The 16,177-nt window shown below is 72.6% G+C and carries 11 protein-coding genes, 2 tRNA genes and 1 pseudogene; 2 read left to right on the forward strand and 12 right to left on the reverse strand.

The annotated features are described in order from the left end of the window. Window positions 1–106: 106 nt before the first annotated feature. The 9 genes from leuS to BS72_RS37060 form a co-directional block, all read right to left on the reverse strand. The gene (gene leuS, locus BS72_RS05190) at window positions 107–3,013 is read right to left on the reverse strand and encodes a leucine--tRNA ligase (protein ID WP_037906761.1); all 2,907 of its coding nucleotides are present in this window, start codon (window positions 3,011–3,013) and stop codon (window positions 107–109) included. Window positions 3,014–3,451: 438 nt separating this feature from the next. Then, complete coding sequence (locus tag BS72_RS05195; RefSeq protein ID WP_078901023.1) at window positions 3,452–5,413, reverse strand: S53 family peptidase; 1,962 nt, start codon at window positions 5,411–5,413, stop codon at window positions 3,452–3,454. 915 nt (window positions 5,414–6,328) lie between these two features. Further along, window positions 6,329–6,401 (reverse strand) — tRNA-Ala (locus tag BS72_RS05200). Window positions 6,402–7,055: 654 nt separating this feature from the next. Continuing rightward, window positions 7,056–7,128: transfer RNA gene (locus BS72_RS05205), tRNA-Ala, on the reverse strand. Between the two features lie 105 nt (window positions 7,129–7,233). Beyond that, window positions 7,234–7,881 (reverse strand): histidine phosphatase family protein, encoded by a 648-nt coding sequence (locus BS72_RS05210; protein WP_037906765.1) that lies wholly within the window; start codon window positions 7,879–7,881, stop codon window positions 7,234–7,236. A gap of 7 nt (window positions 7,882–7,888) precedes the next feature. Then, window positions 7,889–8,326, reverse strand: a complete 438-nt coding sequence (gene rsfS / locus BS72_RS05215) for a ribosome silencing factor (protein WP_037906768.1) — start codon at window positions 8,324–8,326, stop codon at window positions 7,889–7,891. Window positions 8,327–8,515: 189 nt separating this feature from the next. Then, window positions 8,516–10,603 (reverse strand): LCP family protein, encoded by a 2,088-nt coding sequence (locus BS72_RS05220; RefSeq protein WP_037906771.1) that lies wholly within the window; start codon window positions 10,601–10,603, stop codon window positions 8,516–8,518. 33 nt (window positions 10,604–10,636) lie between these two features. Continuing rightward, the gene (nadD, locus tag BS72_RS05225; protein ID WP_037906773.1) at window positions 10,637–11,236 is read right to left on the reverse strand and encodes a nicotinate-nucleotide adenylyltransferase; all 600 of its coding nucleotides are present in this window, start codon (window positions 11,234–11,236) and stop codon (window positions 10,637–10,639) included. Between the two features lies 1 nt (window position 11,237). Further along, window positions 11,238–11,381 carry a hypothetical protein gene (locus tag BS72_RS37060; protein ID WP_198545758.1) on the reverse strand — a complete coding sequence of 48 codons (144 nt, stop codon included), beginning with the start codon at window positions 11,379–11,381 and terminating at the stop codon, window positions 11,238–11,240. Between the two features lie 137 nt (window positions 11,382–11,518). On the opposite strand from BS72_RS37060, the gene BS72_RS05230 reads away from it, so the two are divergent. Together BS72_RS05230 and BS72_RS05235 are read left to right on the forward strand one after the other, a co-directional pair. Then, window positions 11,519–12,754, forward strand: coding sequence for a M48 family metallopeptidase (locus BS72_RS05230; RefSeq protein WP_232792217.1), 1,236 nt, complete (start codon window positions 11,519–11,521; stop codon window positions 12,752–12,754). Between the two features lie 157 nt (window positions 12,755–12,911). Then, on the forward strand, window positions 12,912–13,094 hold the full coding sequence (locus BS72_RS05235) for a hypothetical protein (RefSeq protein ID WP_037906775.1): 183 nt from the start codon (window positions 12,912–12,914) through the stop codon (window positions 13,092–13,094). An 8-nt stretch (window positions 13,095–13,102) separates the two neighbouring features. Here BS72_RS05235 and BS72_RS40140 read toward each other — a convergent pair. From BS72_RS40140 to BS72_RS05255, 3 genes and pseudogenes are all read right to left on the reverse strand, one after another. Beyond that, window positions 13,103–14,086, reverse strand: a pseudogene (locus BS72_RS40140) (SCO2583 family membrane protein); the annotation flags it as partial. 64 nt (window positions 14,087–14,150) lie between these two features. Next, window positions 14,151–14,576, reverse strand: a complete 426-nt coding sequence (locus BS72_RS05245) for an SCO2583/SCO2584 N-terminal domain-containing protein (protein ID WP_051950688.1) — start codon at window positions 14,574–14,576, stop codon at window positions 14,151–14,153. A 273-nt stretch (window positions 14,577–14,849) separates the two neighbouring features. Then, the gene (locus tag BS72_RS05255) at window positions 14,850–16,136 is read right to left on the reverse strand and encodes a glutamate-5-semialdehyde dehydrogenase (RefSeq protein ID WP_037906783.1); all 1,287 of its coding nucleotides are present in this window, start codon (window positions 16,134–16,136) and stop codon (window positions 14,850–14,852) included. Window positions 16,137–16,177 lie beyond the last annotated feature (41 nt).

Here is a 16,177-nt window from a genome sequence, read left to right on the forward strand (position 1 = left end):
CCACGCGGCGAACAGCTCCCGAAACGGACCGGGGCCGTGCCCGCGGCGTGCGCGGACACGGCCCCTCGGCCCGGGAGCCCCCGGTACCCCGGTGGCGCCCCAGGGGTCACACCACCACGTTGACCAGCTTCGGCGCCCGCACGATCACCTTCCGCACCGGCGCGTCGCCCACCGCCTCCACGACGCCGGGCGCGGCCAGCGCCAGCGCCTCCAGCTCGGCGTCGCTGATCGACGGCGGCACCTCCAGGCGGGCCTTGACCTTGCCCTTGACCTGGACGACACAGGTGACGCTCGGGTCCTCGGCCAGTGCCGGGTCGGCCACCGGGAACGGCTCGTTCGCCAGGGAGCCGTCATGCCCCAGCAGGGTCCACAGCTCCTCGGCGACGTGCGGCGCCAGCGGCGCGACCATCAGCACCAGCGGCTCGGCCACCGAGCGGGGCAGGCCCGCGCCGGCGATACGCACCAGGTGGTTGTTCAGCTCGGTGATCTTGGCGATGGCCGTGTTGAAGCGCAGCGCCTCCATGTCACCGCTGACGCCGTCGATCGCCTTGTGCAGCAGCCGCAGCGTCTCCTCGTCCGGCTCCGCCTCGGTGACGGTGGGCCGGCCGGTGGACTCGTCGACGATGTTGCGCCACAGCCGCTGCAGCAGCCGGTACTGGCCGACGACGGCGCGGGTGTCCCAGGGACGGGAGGCGTCCAGGGGGCCCATCACCATCTCGTACAGCCGCAGCGTGTCGGCGCCGTACTCGGCGCAGATCTCGTCCGGCGTGACGGCGTTCTTCAGCGACTTGCCCATCTTGCCCAGCAGTCGCGAGACCTTCTCGCCCTGGTAGTACCAGGCGCCGTCCCGCTCCTCGACCTCGGCGGCGGGCACCGCGATGCCGCGCGCGTCGCGGTAGACGTACGCCTGGATCATGCCCTGGTTGAACAGGCGGTGGAACGGCTCGTAGGACGAGATGTGGCCCAGGTCGAACAGCACCTTGTGCCAGAAGCGGGCGTACAGCAGGTGCAGCACGGCGTGCTCGGCGCCGCCGACGTACAGGTCGACGCCGCCGGCGGGCTGGCCCTCGCGCGGGCCCATCCAGTACGCCTCGGCCTCCTTGGAGACCAGTTCCCGCTCGTTGCGCGGGTCCAGGTAGCGCAGCTCGTACCAGCAGGAGCCGGCCCAGTTGGGCATCGTGTTGGTCTCGCGCCGGTAGGCGCGCGGGCCGTCGCCCAGGTCCAGGGTGACGTTGACCCACTCCTGGTTGCGCGACAGCGGCGTCTCGGGCGAGGTGTCGGCGTCGTCCGGGTCGAAGGTGCGCGGGCTGTAGTCGTCGACCTCGGGCAGTTCCACCGGCAGCATCGAGTCCGGCAGCGAGTGCGCCACGCCGTCCTCGTCGTAGACGATCGGGAACGGCTCGCCCCAGTACCGCTGGCGGCTGAACAGCCAGTCGCGCAGCCGGTAGTTGACGGTGCCCTCGCCGATGCCGCGCTCGCTCAGCCAGGTGGTGACGGCCGCCTTGGCCGCCACCACGCCCAGGCCGTCCAGGCTGATGCCGTCGGGGCCCTCGGCGGTGGAGCCGGTGATCACGGCGTCGTAGGAGACGAAGGCGTCGTCCCAGGTGGCGGGGTCGGTGCCGCGGCCGTCGGTGGGCTCGACGACGCAGCGCATCGGCAGCTCGAAGGCGCGGGCGAAGGCGAAGTCCCGGCTGTCGTGCGCGGGCACCGCCATGATCGCGCCGGTGCCGTAGCCCATCAGCACGTAGTCGGCGATGAAGACCGGGACGGGCCGGCCGCTGACCGGGTTGACGGCGAAGGCTCCGGTGAAGACGCCGGTCTTCTCCTTGGCGTCGGCCTGCCGCTCGACGTCCGACTTGGCCGCGGCCTCCTTGCGGTAGGCGGCGACGGCGTCGGCGGGCGTGGGGTGGCCGCCCGTCCAGACGGAGTGGGTGCCCTCCGGCCAGACGGCCGGGACGATGGCGTCCACCAGCTCGTGCTCGGGGGCCAGCACCATGTAGGTGGCCCCGAACAGGGTGTCGGGGCGGGTGGTGAAGACGGTCACGGCCCGCTCCGGACCGGTGCCGGCGGTGCCGTCGGCCTCGTGGACCGGGAAGTCGACGCGGGCGCCCTCGCTGCGGCCGATCCAGTTGCGCTGCTGCAGCTTGATCGCCTCGGGCCAGTCCAGGTCGTCCAGGTCGTCCAGCAGGCGGTCGGCGTAGGCGGTGATGCGCATCATCCACTGGCGCAGCTTGGCCTTGAAGACGGGGTAGTTGCCGCGCTCGGAGCGGCCCTCGGCGGTGACCTCCTCGTTGGCCAGCACGGTGCCCAGGCCGGGGCACCAGTTCACCGGGGACTCGGCGGCGTAGGCCAGCCGGAAGCCGCTCAGCACGTCGGAGCGCTCGGCCCCGGTCAGCTCCGCCCAGGGGCGGTCGTGGCCGGGGACGGGGCGGGCACCGGAGGCGAACTGCTCGACCAGTTCGGCGATGGGGCGGGCCCGGCCGGCGGCCTCGTCGTACCAGGAGTTGTAGATCTGCAGGAAGATCCACTGCGTCCAGCGGTAGTAGTCGGAGTCGATGGTGGCGAAGGAGCGGCGGCGGTCGTAGGCCATGCCCAGCCGGCGCAGCTGCTCCTTCATGCGGACCATGTTCGCCTCGGTGGAGACCCTGGGGTGGGTGCCGGTCTGCACGGCGTACTGCTCGGCGGGCAGGCCGAAGGCGTCGAAGCCCAGGGTGTGCAGGACGTTGTGGCCGGTCATCCGCTGGTGGCGGGAGTAGACGTCGGTGGCGATGTACCCCAGAGGGTGACCGACGTGCAGGCCCGCGCCCGACGGGTACGGGAACATGTCCATGATGAACTTCTTGGGGCGCGCGGCCAGCTCGGGCGCCCCGTCCAGCTCGCCGCTGGGGTTGGGGGCGTCGAAGGTGCCGGCGGCGTCCCAGAAGTCCTGCCACTTGCTCTCGATCCGCTCGGCCATGGCGGCCGTGTAGCGGTGGGGCGCGGCCGTCTCGCCGGCCGGGGTGGTGTCGCTCATCGTCCTCGGTACTCCATCGCTGTCGTGACGGCCGCGCCGCCGGATCGCCTGATGCCCTCGCCGGCCCCTCGTGGGGGCGGGTCTCCGGGATGAAACCGGAAACAAAAAAGCCCCTCGCACAGGAGGGGTGCCGCACTGACGTGTTTCGTGGTCAGCGCGGCTGGCTAAGCAGGAGGCTCACGGCTCGCATGGGCTCAGGGTACCCCAGGGGTGTGCGGGGCCGCACGAGCCGGGGCAGCTGGGGCTTGCCCCCAGGAAGCCGGGCGACCTATGGGAAGCGGCGGTCCGGCGACCTACTGGGGCCCGAATCGGAGACCGGCCTATAGGGGTCGGAAACGCACCAGGGGTGCCGGTCCGAGTGTCTCCGGACCGGCACCCCTGAGAGGCAGTGCCGGGCGGCCCTTCAGGAGGAAGGCCGCCCAGGCGCCGATGTCTCGGTCAGTTCTTCTTCGCCGGCTTGTAGGACTTCACGTAGTCGGTGCCGGGGGTGCCGACTCCGGTGACGTTGTCGTAGCCGACGGTCGCGTGCAGCGAGCTGTCCGCGCCGAAGGTGCGCAGCGAGGTGATGGTGCCCTCGGACGCGTCGGTGGTGTTGGCGTAGTCGACGCGGACGTTGGCGATGCCCTGGCCCTGGCCGAGCGGGTGGTCGGTCACGTCGTGGAAGGAGGACGTGCCGTACCGGGAGTAGATGCCCGGGTTGGCGAAGCCGATCGGCACGCCGCCGCGGGCCTGCTCGGCGAGCGCCTGGACGCCGGCGATGACCGGGGAGGCCAGCGAGGTGCCGCCGAGGCGGTACTCGTTGTACTTCGCGGTGCCGTCGGGGAAGGTCATCGTCTCACCGACGAGGAAGCCGGTGTTGGGGTCGGCGACCGCGGAGATGTCCGGCTGGACGCGCATCGCGGTGGAGCCGTTCTCCTTGGACAGCGAGTCCGGGACGACGCCGCGCTGGTAGTACGGCTGCCCCACCAGCTTGCTGGTGCCGCCGCCGGCGCCCGAGGTGAACGGGCCGGGGAAGCCGTCCCAGCTCTTGCCGTCGGCCGACAGCGGGGCCCGCTCGGTGCCCCAGCCGGTCTCCCACAGGTACTTGTCGTTCTTGCCGACGGCCAGCGAGGTGCCGCCGACCGAGGTCGCCCACTGGGAGTCGGACGGGGTCGAGACGTCGGTCGCGCCGTTCTCGTCGATGGCGTCGTCGCCGTCGTCACCGGAGGAGAAGTAGAAGCCGATGCCCTCCACGGCCCCGGTCTCGAAGACCTGGTCGTAGGCGGCCTGGGAGTCCGGAGTGGCGTCGGCCTCGACGTCGCCCCAGGAGTTGCTGACGATGGTCGCCAGGTGGTTGTCGACGACCTTCTGCAGCGCGTCGAGCAGGTCGTCGTCGCCGCAGGAGGCGGCACCCACGTAGACGATGTCGGCGTCGGGGGCCACGGCGTGCACGGACTCGACGTCCAGCGACTCCTCGCCGTACCAGCCGGAGGCGCCGCACTCGTCGACGCTGTTGTAGCCGTCGGCCGCCGGGGTGACCTGCGTCAGCTGGCCCTTGCGGTACTTCTGGCCGCCGGTGTCCTTGGCCAGGCGGGCGGAGTCGGAGACGATGTTCGGCGAGGCGTAGGCGTCGGTGATCGCCACGGTGACGCCCGCGCCGGTGTACTTGCCGGCGCCGTAGGCGGCGCGCAGCTGGTCGCCGGAGTAGCCCTGGATGGTGTAAGCGGCCTTGCTGCCGTACGCCGAGGGGAGCTTCTTGTCGACGTTCGAGCCGTAGTAGGTGGAGAACGGCCCGGAGTTGACGAACGCGGCCTCGGGCGGGGGCAGGGTGTCGTCGTGGGTGGCCTGCCTGGGGGCGTTGTCGAGGCCCGTCACGGTGAGCACGGCGCCCTTGAGGGAGGCCGGCGCCGAGGCCGTGGCGGCCGGGGCGTGGTAGGTGTGGCTGCCCTTGGCGTAGTTGTGCAGCTGGGTGCCGAACGCCTTCTCGGCGGACTTCACGGTGCCGGTGACGGTCAGGAAGTGCTGGTTGGAGCCGGTGACCTTCAGGCCGGAGGAGGTCAACCACGAGCGCACGGCTTCCCGCTGGGCGGCGGTGGCGCCGAAGCGGGCCTGAGCCTGGGCCGCCGTCAGGTAGTGCGCGTACGTCGCCGACTGCGGGTCGGAGACCGCCTTGGCGTAGGCGGCCAGGCCCTGGGCGTCACCGGCGAGGTAGACCCGGGCGGTCACCTTGCCGCTGGCGGACGCGGCGCCCTTGTCCGCATGCGCGGTCGCCCACGCGGGCTTGGTGCCGCTCAGCAGCTGGCGCCCGGCCGACGTGTCGGCGTTGGCGCCCTGGGCGCCAAGCACGAGCGCGCCGGCGACGAGGGGCAGTGTGGCTGCCATCGCCAGCCCGGCGCGGGCTCTCTTGCGCTCGAATCTCATGGAACCCCCAAGCGAAGCAAGTGGATATCGCATCTGACACGGTGTCACCGTTATCCGTGCGCGGAGCACCGCACAGAGCGACACTCTGTCGCCGATCAGTTCACGTGAGGGCCATGAAATACCCAAGAGAAGGTCAAGGAACCCCCTCCTACGGATACTCGCCCGAGGGATCATTGACCTTGACCGCCAGGAGAGTTGACGCTAGCAGCGGCCCTGCCCACCCACCAGGGGATGCCGGATCGAGGCGGCGAGCCGGGGCGGAAGGGACAGAGGGAAAAAAACCCGCCGGACGCGCCGGGAACCCCCCACACGTACGAACGCGGGCCGCCCGCGCCGCGGCCGGCCACAGGCGCGGCCACCTCCTCGACCCGAAGCCCCTCCGTACCGCCGTGCCGCCGTGCCGCCGTGCCGCCGTGCCGCCGTGCCGCCGTGCCGCCGCCGCACGATCGCGCCCGTCAGGGCCGTCCCCTCTTCCACCGCCGCCCCCGACGCCGCGCCTGCGCCCGCCCCCGCGCCTGGGACCGCGGCCCCGCGCACCCTCCACCGCCGGCCCCACACCCGACGAACTCCTCGCCCCCACACCGCTCGGCGCCAGATCGGGAAGTGTGACGGTCCGCACACTCGACGGCCTCCGCCCGACAGGCGCTCTGGTGGCACCCACGGCCACACCCGACGGGACGGTGGACAGCGTGGGGGCTCCTGGTCCACGGCGGTGCCGTCATCCGCGAGGGGGCTGCCGCTGCGTCCGCCTCGCCGACGGCCCGGACCCTCCTGCGAAGTCCCGGGCATCGCGTGCGGCTTCGGCCGCATCAGGTCGCCTCGGCAGGCTCCGGAAACGCGGAAAACCCGTCCGATCAAGAAGATCGAACGGGTCGAGCGAGATCTTCTCCGACCGACGTCGGGAACATCCTTCTGTGGAGCTACGGGGATTCGAACCCCGGACCTCTTGCATGCCATGCAAGCGCTCTACCAACTGAGCTATAGCCCCGCGTCCGTCGGCCCGGCGAACCGGCCGACCTGGGGATTACTTTACACGGCCGACCGGGTGGAACAGCAAACCGGTAAACGGCCCGGGGCCACCGGAGGCGGCCAGGCCGCGCGGGTCCCCGATGCCGTCCTCGCCCCGGAGCGCCAACACCCCCGACGGCGGGACCAGTACGACCGCCGCCAGGGCGGACCCGCGAACCCGGAGGTGACGGCCGCCACAGTCAGGGCCCGGCCGGCCCGCAGGGCGCCGAGGCCGGGACCGGACGCCGTCGACGACGACAGCCGCGGCCGCCCTCCACCACCCCCAGGACGCCCCCACAAGCCCGTGGAAGCCGATCCGACGGGCCAGGAGGGGATGTCCGGCGCCACGCGCCACCAGACGGCGCCGTGAGCCCGCACCAGCCCCGAAGGGCACCGGGTTTCCCCCGGCCCCTCCCCCGCTCCCCCGCAAGTCCGCACGAGTCTCCTGCCGGTCCCGCTCACCCGAGGGGAGTGCCGGCCCGGCCCCGGGGGGGCTGAGGATTGGGGACTGAGGGCACCTCCCGTGCCCGCAGGCCGGGGAGACCCCGACACGCGCGGACCGAGTTCGCGCGAAAACGACGAAGGCGAAGCATCTCCGCGCTTTCCGCGGACATACTTCGCCTGTCGTCTTCTGTGGAGCTACGGGGAATTGAACCCCGGACCTCTTGCATGCCATGCAAGCGCTCTACCAACTGAGCTACAGCCCCAGAACCGCCGCCCTGTTGTCCTGGCGACGAGAAGAAGCATAGCGGGTGGAGCGTCGGGAAACGAAATCGGCTGCGCGGGACCCGCCGGGGGGCGGGCCGCGGGCCTCAGCGGTCGTCGCCGAGAACCGCTTCCGGCAGGCTGCTCGCGTTGTGCTCGGTCAACCGCCAGCCGCGCACGCCCTCGCCGAGGACGGACCAGCAGCAGTTGGACAGGCCGCCCAGCGACTCCCAGCTACGGGGGTCGAGGCCGAGCAACCTGCCGATGGTGGTGCGGATCGTGCCGCCGTGGCTGACCACGACCAGCAGACCGCCCGGGGGCAGCTTGTCGGCCTCGGCGAGCACCACCGGCGCGGCACGGTCGGCCACCTCGGTCTCCAGTTCGCCGCCGCCGCGGCGGACCGGCTCACCGCGCTTCCAGGCCGTGTACTGCTCGCCGAAGCGGGCCAGGATCTCGGTGTGGGTCAGGCCCTGCCACTCCCCCGCGTACGTCTCGCGCAGCCCCTCGTAGGGGGTGGCGGTCTGCCCGGTGAGCGCCGTCAGCTCGGCGGCGGTGGCGGCGGCCCGCCGGAGGTCGGAGGCGATCACCCGGTCCGGCGCGAGGGCGGCGAGCATACGGGCGGCCCGCCGGGCCTGGGCGACGCCGACCTCCGTCAGCGGGATGTCGGTGTCGCCCTGGAAGCGCTGTTCGAGGTTCCAGGAGGTCTGGCCGTGCCGCCAGAGGACGATCCGGCGGCCGCGGTCGGCTGAGGTCACGGTCGGCTCACGCGTCCTCGTCGAACGCCTCCGAGGCCGCGAGCGCCTCGGCGTGGGCCGCGCCCTTGCCGCGGGTGGCGACGGCGTCCTCGGGCAGGTCGATCTCGGGGCAGTCCTTCCACAGCCGCTCCAGCGCGTAGAAGACACGCTCCTCGGAGTGCTGGACATGGACGACGATGTCGACGTAGTCGAGCAGGATCCAGCGGCCGTCCCGCTCGCCCTCGCGGCGGACCGGCTTGGCGTCCAGGTCCTTGCGGAGGACCTCCTCGATCGCGTCCACGATCGCCCTGACCTGCCGGTCGTTGGGTGCGGAGGCCACCAGGAAGGCGTCGGTGATGGAGAGCACATCGCTGACGTCGTAGGCGATGATGTCGTGCGCGAGCTTGTCGGCGGCAGCCTGGGAGGCGGCGCGGATGAGCTCGACGGATCGGTCTGTGGCGGTCACGGAGCAGCTTTCCGGTCGGTGTACCTGACCCTTCAAGGGTCTCACGCCGCTCCGACAGCGCCCCACCTCGCGGAACGGCGCCCCGGGCCCCCGTCCGCGGCGCCGCCCGCAGAGCCCCGGACGCGCTCCGGCCCCGGGGAGGGCGCTCACGCGCCCGCCGGGGCCGGACCGGTCCTGCCGGGCGCCGTACTAGGTCTGGGACGGCTTGTAGTCCCCGCCGAGCACCACCAGGATGTCCGCGTTGGCCGGCACCGTGCCCTTGCCGACCTCGGCGACCGGGAGGTCCAGCGTGGTCGCCACGTCCTTCGCGGCGGCCTCCCGTGAGGCGTCGGAGTAGAGCACCTGGGAGACCTTCTGCGTCGTGGCCGCCTTGCCGCCGGGTACGTAGGAGTACGAGCCGCTGTTGGTGATCGCCGCCTGGGCCATGCTCGCGGCCTTGGCCTCGCCGCTGGCGTCCTTGACGGCCACCCGGGCCTCGCCGGACGACGCGCCGCCGGGCTTCACCGTGGTGCCGAGGGTGCTCTTGACGGTCGCAGCGGCCTGGTCGCTGAGCGTGCCGTCGGAGCCGACCGGCAGCGTGAGGGTGCTGTAGGCGCCGGTCTTCGCGAGGTCCGCGAGCGCCGCGAGGGAGGCGCCGAGCTGGCTCTCGGTGAGCGAGGGGTCGAGGATCTGGGTGAGGGCCTGCACGGTCTTGGTGGCCCCGGCGGTGTCGCTGGGCATCTTCTCCAGCACCGCCTCCATCACCTGGCCGAACCGCGCCAGCTGCGCGGTCTGCGGCTCTCCGGGCGCCCGGTAGGTGGCGTAGGCGACGGCGGCCTGGCCGGTGAGCTCCTGCTGCTCGCCCTTGGGCACCAGGACCTTGTCCTTGTCCTTGCCGGTGCCCTTGACGGAGGCGTTGGTGTCGACGAGCACGTTGCCCAGGGAGTCGACGAGCAGTTCGAGGTACGGCGAGTCGAGCCGCCAGCTGCCGCTGATGTCCGTGCCGAGCAGCGCGTTGAGCGCGTCACGGGTGGGGCCCACCCCGTCCTCGACGGACTTGTCGAGGGTCATGGTGCCGTCGTCGCCGCTGACCTGGAGGGCGTTGGGGATGAGGACGGTGGTGCCGTGCTTCTTCGTGGTGTTGTCCACCAGCAGGGCGGTGGAGCTGGGGCCGCCGTCGACGGGCATCAGGTGGACCAGGATCACGTCGCGCCGTTGGGAGCCGCCGGTGGCGGCCGCCTTGGCGCCGCTCTTCTTCAGCCCGGGGATCTTCCCGGCGTCCCACAGGTATCCGGCGCCGCCGAGCAGGGCCAGGACGAGGACGAGGACGAGCCCGACACGCCGGTTGCGGCCGCGCCGCCGGGCCTCCTCGCGGCGCTCGGTGCGGGACTCGGAGAACTTGAGCCAGTCGATGACGTCCTCGGACTCCTCGGAGTCCTCGTCCACGAAGGCGAACGGCTCTTCCTGGTAGCCGAGGCCCGTCCGGGGGCCGCCGCCCTCTCCGTCCTCCGCTGCCCGGTCCGGCTCCGGCCCCGCCTTCTGGCGGGGCAGCTGCCCGGTGTGCGGGCCGCCGCTGTCGTGGACCGGCACCTGGCCCGTGTGGCCGCCGCCGTCCTGGACCGGCATCTGGGCGGTATGGGAACCGCCGTCATAGACGGGTGTCCGGCCGGTGTGCGGCCCGCCGCCCCCGTACACGGGCTGCTGCCCGGTGTCGTACGCCGGGAACTGGCCGGTGTGCTGCCCGGTGTGCTGCCCGGTGTCGAAGTCCTGACGCGGACCGGCGCCGTACACGGGCATCTGCCCGGTCGGGGAACCGCCGTCATAGACGGGTGTCTGGCCGGTGTGCGGCCCGCCGCCCCCGTACACGGGCTGCTGCCCGGTGTCGTACGCCGGGAACTGGCCGGTGTGCTGCCCGGTGTCGAAGTCCTGGCGCGGACCGGCGCCGTACACGGGCATCTGCCCCGTCGGGGAGCCGCCGGGGCCGTAGCCCCGCTCCAGGGCGGAGTACCCGGGATATCCCGGGTACTGGCCGGTGTCATGGCCGTCGGGGCCGGGGGGCTGGCCGTAGTACGGCTGTTGGGGTTGCTGCGGGATGTGCCCGGGCCCCTGGTAGGTGCCCTGATAGGGGTCCTGGTGGACGCCCTGGGCCCTGGGGTCCGGCGGGGGCGGGGCGACCGGGCGGCCGTACGCGTCGTAGCCGTAGGGCTGCTGCTCGTAGTAGGGGCCCTGCCCGTAGGGGTCCGTGCCGGTGTCCGGACCGCCGTGGCCGTAGGGCCTGCGGGGGTTGGCGTCGTTCACGAGGAACCCCAATTCATGTGTGCGTCGGCGCCGCTACCCGAGCCGGTTCCGGTAGAGGGCGCGCTTGTCGATGTAGCGCACCACACCGTCCGGAACCAGGTACCAGACGGGATTCCCCTTGGCCACCCGCTCACGGCAGTCGGTCGACGAGATCGCCAGCGCCGGGACCTCCACGAGGGACACACCGCCCTCCGGGAAGCCCGGGTCCGACAGCGTATGCCCTGGACGTGTGACGCCGATGAAGTGCGCCAGCGCGAAGAGCTCCGCCGCGTTCCGCCACGAGAAGATCTGGGCGAGAGCGTCGGCGCCGGTGATGAAGAACAGCTCCGCGTCCGGGTGCTCCGCCCGCAGGTCCCGCAGCGTGTCGATGGTGTAGGTGGCGCCACCGCGTTCGATGTCGCTGCGGCTGACCGAGAACTGCGGGTTGGAGGCGGTGGCGATCACCGTCATCAGGTAGCGGTCCTCGGCCGGGGACACCTGGCGGTCGTCCTTCTGCCAGGGTTGGCCGGTGGGTACGAAGACGACCTCGTCGAGGTGGAAAAGGCTCACCACCTCGCTCGCGGCCACCAGGTGCCCGTGGTGGATGGGATCGAAGGTGCCGCCCATCACACCGATGCGCTTTTTCGCCGACATGCTAGTCGCGGTTGAAGCGCGTGACGACCCACAGCAGGAGCAGCAGCACGCCGAACGCGCCGAATCCTGTCAGGTAGGGGCTGAGGCTCGGGTGGTTGCCGCCCTCGGCGAGAGTGGTCAGGGTGGTGGCTGCAGCGGTCGTCATGACGGCGGACCCTTTGCGTGCTCGGGGACGGGCGGGAGGACTCTCCGCACATCGTACGGGCGGGCTGTGGGGAACTTCGAGCAGGCTCCGTGCGTCCAGCATGGTGAACCGTTCGGCGAGCAGGGGGTTGGGCCGGTATGTCCGAACCGAAGAAGGCCAAGAAGGACGGCAAGGACAGCAAGGACGCCAAGGCGGCCACGGCGGGCGGCGGCTCCGGTGAGGCGTCCGGCGGCTCGTCAGGTGCCACACCCGGCGGCTCGTCAGGCGGTTTCCCCGGGGGCTTCCCGGGTGGCGCGAGCGTGCCGCCGCAGGGCGGGGAGCGGCTGCCCAGCCGCTCGCGGCGCCGGTTCCCTGACATCTCCTCACGCGCCTGGGAGCACCCGGCCGACCGGTCGGCCCTGGTGGCGCTGCGCAAGCTCAGCGGTTTCGACACCGTCTTCAAGGCCCTGAGCGCGCTGGTGCCCGAGCGCAGCCTGCGGCTGCTGTTCCTGGCCGACTCGGTGCGGGTCGGCGACGAGCAGTTCCCCCACCTCCACGCCATGCTGCGGGACGCCTGCCACATCCTGGACCTGGAGCGGGTGCCGGCGATGTACGTGACGCAGGACCCCGAGCCGAACGCGATGTGCATCGGCATGAACGAGCCGATCATCGTGGTCAACACCGGCCTCGTCGAGCTGCTGAACGAGGAGGAGATGCGGGCGGTCGTCGGCCACGAGGTGGGCCACGCGCTCTCCGGCCACTCCGTCTACCGCACGATGCTGCTCTTCCTGACCGGCCTGGCGCTGCGGCTGGCGTGGATACCGCTGGGCAACGTCGCGATCATGGCCGTGGTGACGGCGCTGCGCGAGTGGTTCCGCACGTCGGAGCTGTCCGCGGACCGGGCCGGCCTGCTGGTGGGTCAGGACCTCCAGGCGTCGATGCGCGGCCTGATGAAGCTGGCCGGCGGCAACCACCTGCACGAGATGAACACCGAGGCGTTCCTGAAGCAGGCCGACGAGTACGAGGCCGCCGGGGACCTGCGGGACTCGGTGCTGAAGATCCTCAACGTGCTGCCGCGCTCGCACCCGTTCGCCGCGGTGCGCGCCTCCGAGCTGCGCCGGTGGGCGGCCACCCGGGACTACCAGCGCCTGATGGACGGCCACTACCCGCGCCGGTCCGAGGACCAGGACACGTCCGTCTACGACGCGTTCAAGGAGTCCGCCTCGCACTACGCGGACACCGTCAAGAGCAGCAAGGACCCGCTGATGGGGCTGATCCGGGACCTCGGGAACGGCGCGGGCGACCTGGGCGGCAAGCTGCGGGACCGCTTCACCGGCTCTGGGCAGCAGTCCGGGACGCGGGGGTCGGGACCCGAGCCGGAGCCCGGAGCGTAGCGGAGGCGGAGGGGCCGGCTGTCGCGGACGCCTTCGCGGCAGCCGGCGCGGCGGGCGGTGCGGCGTCCGCGAGGGTCCGCGTGGCGGTCTCCGGGCCACCACGCCGATCCTGCCCCAGGGCCCGGTCGGGGCCGGTGAGGAGCCGGCGGACGGCGCGGTGGCCGTGCCCGCCGTACCGGCCGCCGCACCGGCCGTCACACCGGTTGTCGCACCGCCGGTGCCGGCCTGCGGCGACGTGGTGGCCTCCGGGGACGGCGTGGCCGACGCGGCGGAGGACGCCGAGGTCCCCCCGGTGGCCAGGGCGGCGCACACCGAGCCGGCCGAGCGCTCGCGGTCGTAGGGGTCGGCGCCGGTGACCGGGCCGGCCGAGCCGCCGGCCAGTATCGGCCGGAAGTAGCCGTCCACGGTGCTGGTGCAGGCCAGCGGACCGGCCTGGACCTGCGCCTCCACCAGCTCGATCCGGTGCTGGCGCAGGTCGGCGTGGTCGAAGCGGAAGCGCAGCTGGCGGCGGACGGTGAACAGCGACACCCCCGTGTCGGCGGACCCGATACCGCGCAGCGCGTAGACGAACGTGTGGTCGGAGCCGATCTCCAACTCGCCGCCGGCGGCAGCGGGGTCGTCGAAGGAACCGCTCACCCGGATGCCGCCGCCGACCAGCCGGACGTCCGCCGCCGGGTCGAAGCGCACCAGCCAGCCGGTCGCCTCGTGGCTGCCGTCCGCGTCGGGCCGGCCCAGGCTGTCGTCGAACTGGTCGAGCTGGCCGGGGGCGAGCAGGTCGCGGACCGCGCCGACGTCGCCGTCGAGGACCGTCCGGGCGTCGAGCGAGGATTCCTTGAGGTAGTCCTCCGCGGTGTCCAGCGCCTCCGCGACCTCGCTCTGCGCGAAGCCGCCGACCTCGCGGGCGCGGGGTACGCCGAACCCGGCCGCGCCGGTCCGGTAGTGGGCGGCGCGGCTGCCGGCGAAGGGGCTGCTGCCGGAGACGGCCGGCACCGGGCCGGTGGGCACCAGCGGTATCACGGTGGTCCGCAGCTGGACGGCGGAGGCGGCGTGGTGGGTCGCGTAGGGGTGCCGGAGCCCCATGTAGACCGCGAAGCCGAACGCGACCACGATCAGCGACACCATGGCGATGGCCTGCCGGGCCATCCCGTGCGGAAGCACGTGGCGCACCCGTACGGCGTGGGCGGCGTCGTCCAGCCGTTCCTGGGCGGAGAACTCCCTGATCCGGGCAGCCCGGACGAAGGACTCGTCGAAGACGACGGACCCGTACTCGTCTTCTCCCCCGCTGGGAACGCCCTCGGGCGTGCCCTCGGGAGGGTCTGCGTGCCCGCTCATATCACAAGGTTAAGTCTTCGGGTACGCGAACGAACGTCTCGATACCGGCTGACTTGACAGTATTTCAGCGCAGCGGGCCGGTGTCGGCCGGTGCCGCCATCCGGGGGGTGACGGCCGGCGGGGTGGTGTTGGTCCGTTCGGGGGCGCGGGTGCCGACGCCGGCGCCGCGGTAGACCGCCGCGAAGGTGAGGGCGACGACGCCGATCCCCATCACCACGGCCAGCGCCCAGGCGACCGGACGGTGCCAGCGGATGCCGGCGCCCCGGTAGGGGTGGCCGGCGGCGTACAGTTCGTCGCCCTCGAACGCGGAGATCTCGTGCAGGTCGGGGGCGGGCGGGTCTATACCGCGGCGGCTGGGCCAGCCCGGCGGCAGCGCGGGACCTTCGGCGACGGCGAGCATCCGTTCCCGGGCCGTGGGCTCGTGGAACAGGGCGGACCGTACGAAGTCTTCGTCGAGGACTAGGGAGGCGAACTCGTCATCGTCCGGCATCTCATCAGGGTAGTCCGGGAGGTGCCGCTTTGGGCAGGGGATTCCCGGCCTCCAGCGGACCGCCGACTGCTCCGTCCGGACGACGCCCCAGGTGACGTGCGACAGCCTCGCGGCGAGGCCCGCACGACACTCCCGACAGCACCCGAACGCCGCACGGACGGAGTAACCGCGGGGAGCGGCGGACGGGGTGAACGGGGCGGACGGGAAGCAGACAGGGGCTGACGGACGGACGGGGCAGACGGGGCGGACGGGGCGGACGGGGCGGACGGGGCGTCAGCGCACGTGGCCGTCGCCGGTGACGACGTACTTGGTGGAGGTCAGCTCGGGCAGGCCCATCGGGCCGCGCGCGTGGAGCTTCTGCGTGGAGATGCCGATCTCGGCGCCGAAGCCGAACTGGCCGCCGTCGGTGAACCGGGTGGAGGCGTTGACCATCACCGCGGCGGCGTCCACCAGTTGGGTGAAGCGGCGGGCAGCGGCCTGGGAGGTGGTCACGATGGCCTCGGTGTGGCCGGAGGACCACAGCCGGATGTGGGCCACGGCGGCGTCCAGGGAGTCCACCACGGCGGCGGCGATGTCGTAGGAGAGGTACTCCGTCTCCCAGTCCTCCGTGACGGCCGGCACCACGGTGGCGGGCCCGCCGTGCCGCTCGGCGGCCTCGGCCACCCGGGCGTCGGCGTGGACGGTGACGCCGGCCTCGGCCAGGGCGTCCAGCGCGCGCGGCAGGAAGCGGTCGGCGATGTCCTGATGGACCAGCAGGGTCTCGGCGGCGTTGCACACGCTGGGCCGATGGGCCTTGGAGTTCACCAGCACCCGGACGGCGGTCTCCACGTCGGCCTCGGCGTCCACGTAGACATGGCAGTTGCCGGTGCCGGTCTCGATCACCGGGACGGTGGAGCCCTCGACGACGGTACGGATCAGGGAGGCGCCGCCGCGCGGGATGAGGACGTCGACCTGGCCCCGGGCGCGCATCAGCTCGGTGACCGACTCGCGGCTCTCGCCCGGCACCAGCTGCACCGCGTCGGCGGGCAGCCCGGAGCCGCCGACAGCGTCCCGGACCACCTCGACCAGGGCGGTGTTGGAGGCGTAGGCGGAGGAGGAACCGCGCAGCAGCACCGCGTTGCCGGACTTCAGGCAGAGCGCGGCGGCGTCCACCGTGACGTTCGGCCGGGCCTCGTAGATGATGCCCACCACGCCGAGCGGGACCCGGACCTGGCGCAGCTCCAGGCCGTTGGGCAGGGTGGAGCCGCGCAGCACCTCGCCGACCGGGTCCGGCAGCGAGGCGACGTGGCGCACGTCGGCGGCGATGGCGGCGATCCGCTCCCGGTTCAGTGTGAGCCGGTCGACGATCGCCTCGCTGGTGCCGGCCTCGCGGGCGCGGGCCACGTCCTCGGCGTTGGCCGCGGTGATCTCCTGGGTACGCACCACCAGCGCGTCGGCGACCGCCAGCAGCGCGTCGTCCTTGGCCGCGCGCGGCAGCGGCGCCAGCTCGGCCGCTGCCGCCCGGGCGCGGTAGGCCGCGAGCAGCACGGGGGACTTCGGAAGCGGCGAGAGCAGGTCCATGCCGGCAGGGTAGCGCGAACGCGGAGACAGCCCGGGCGGTC

The sequence above is a fragment of the Actinacidiphila yeochonensis CN732 genome (assembly GCF_000745345.1).
Taxonomy (GTDB): Bacteria; Actinomycetota; Actinomycetes; order Streptomycetales; family Streptomycetaceae; genus Actinacidiphila; species Actinacidiphila yeochonensis.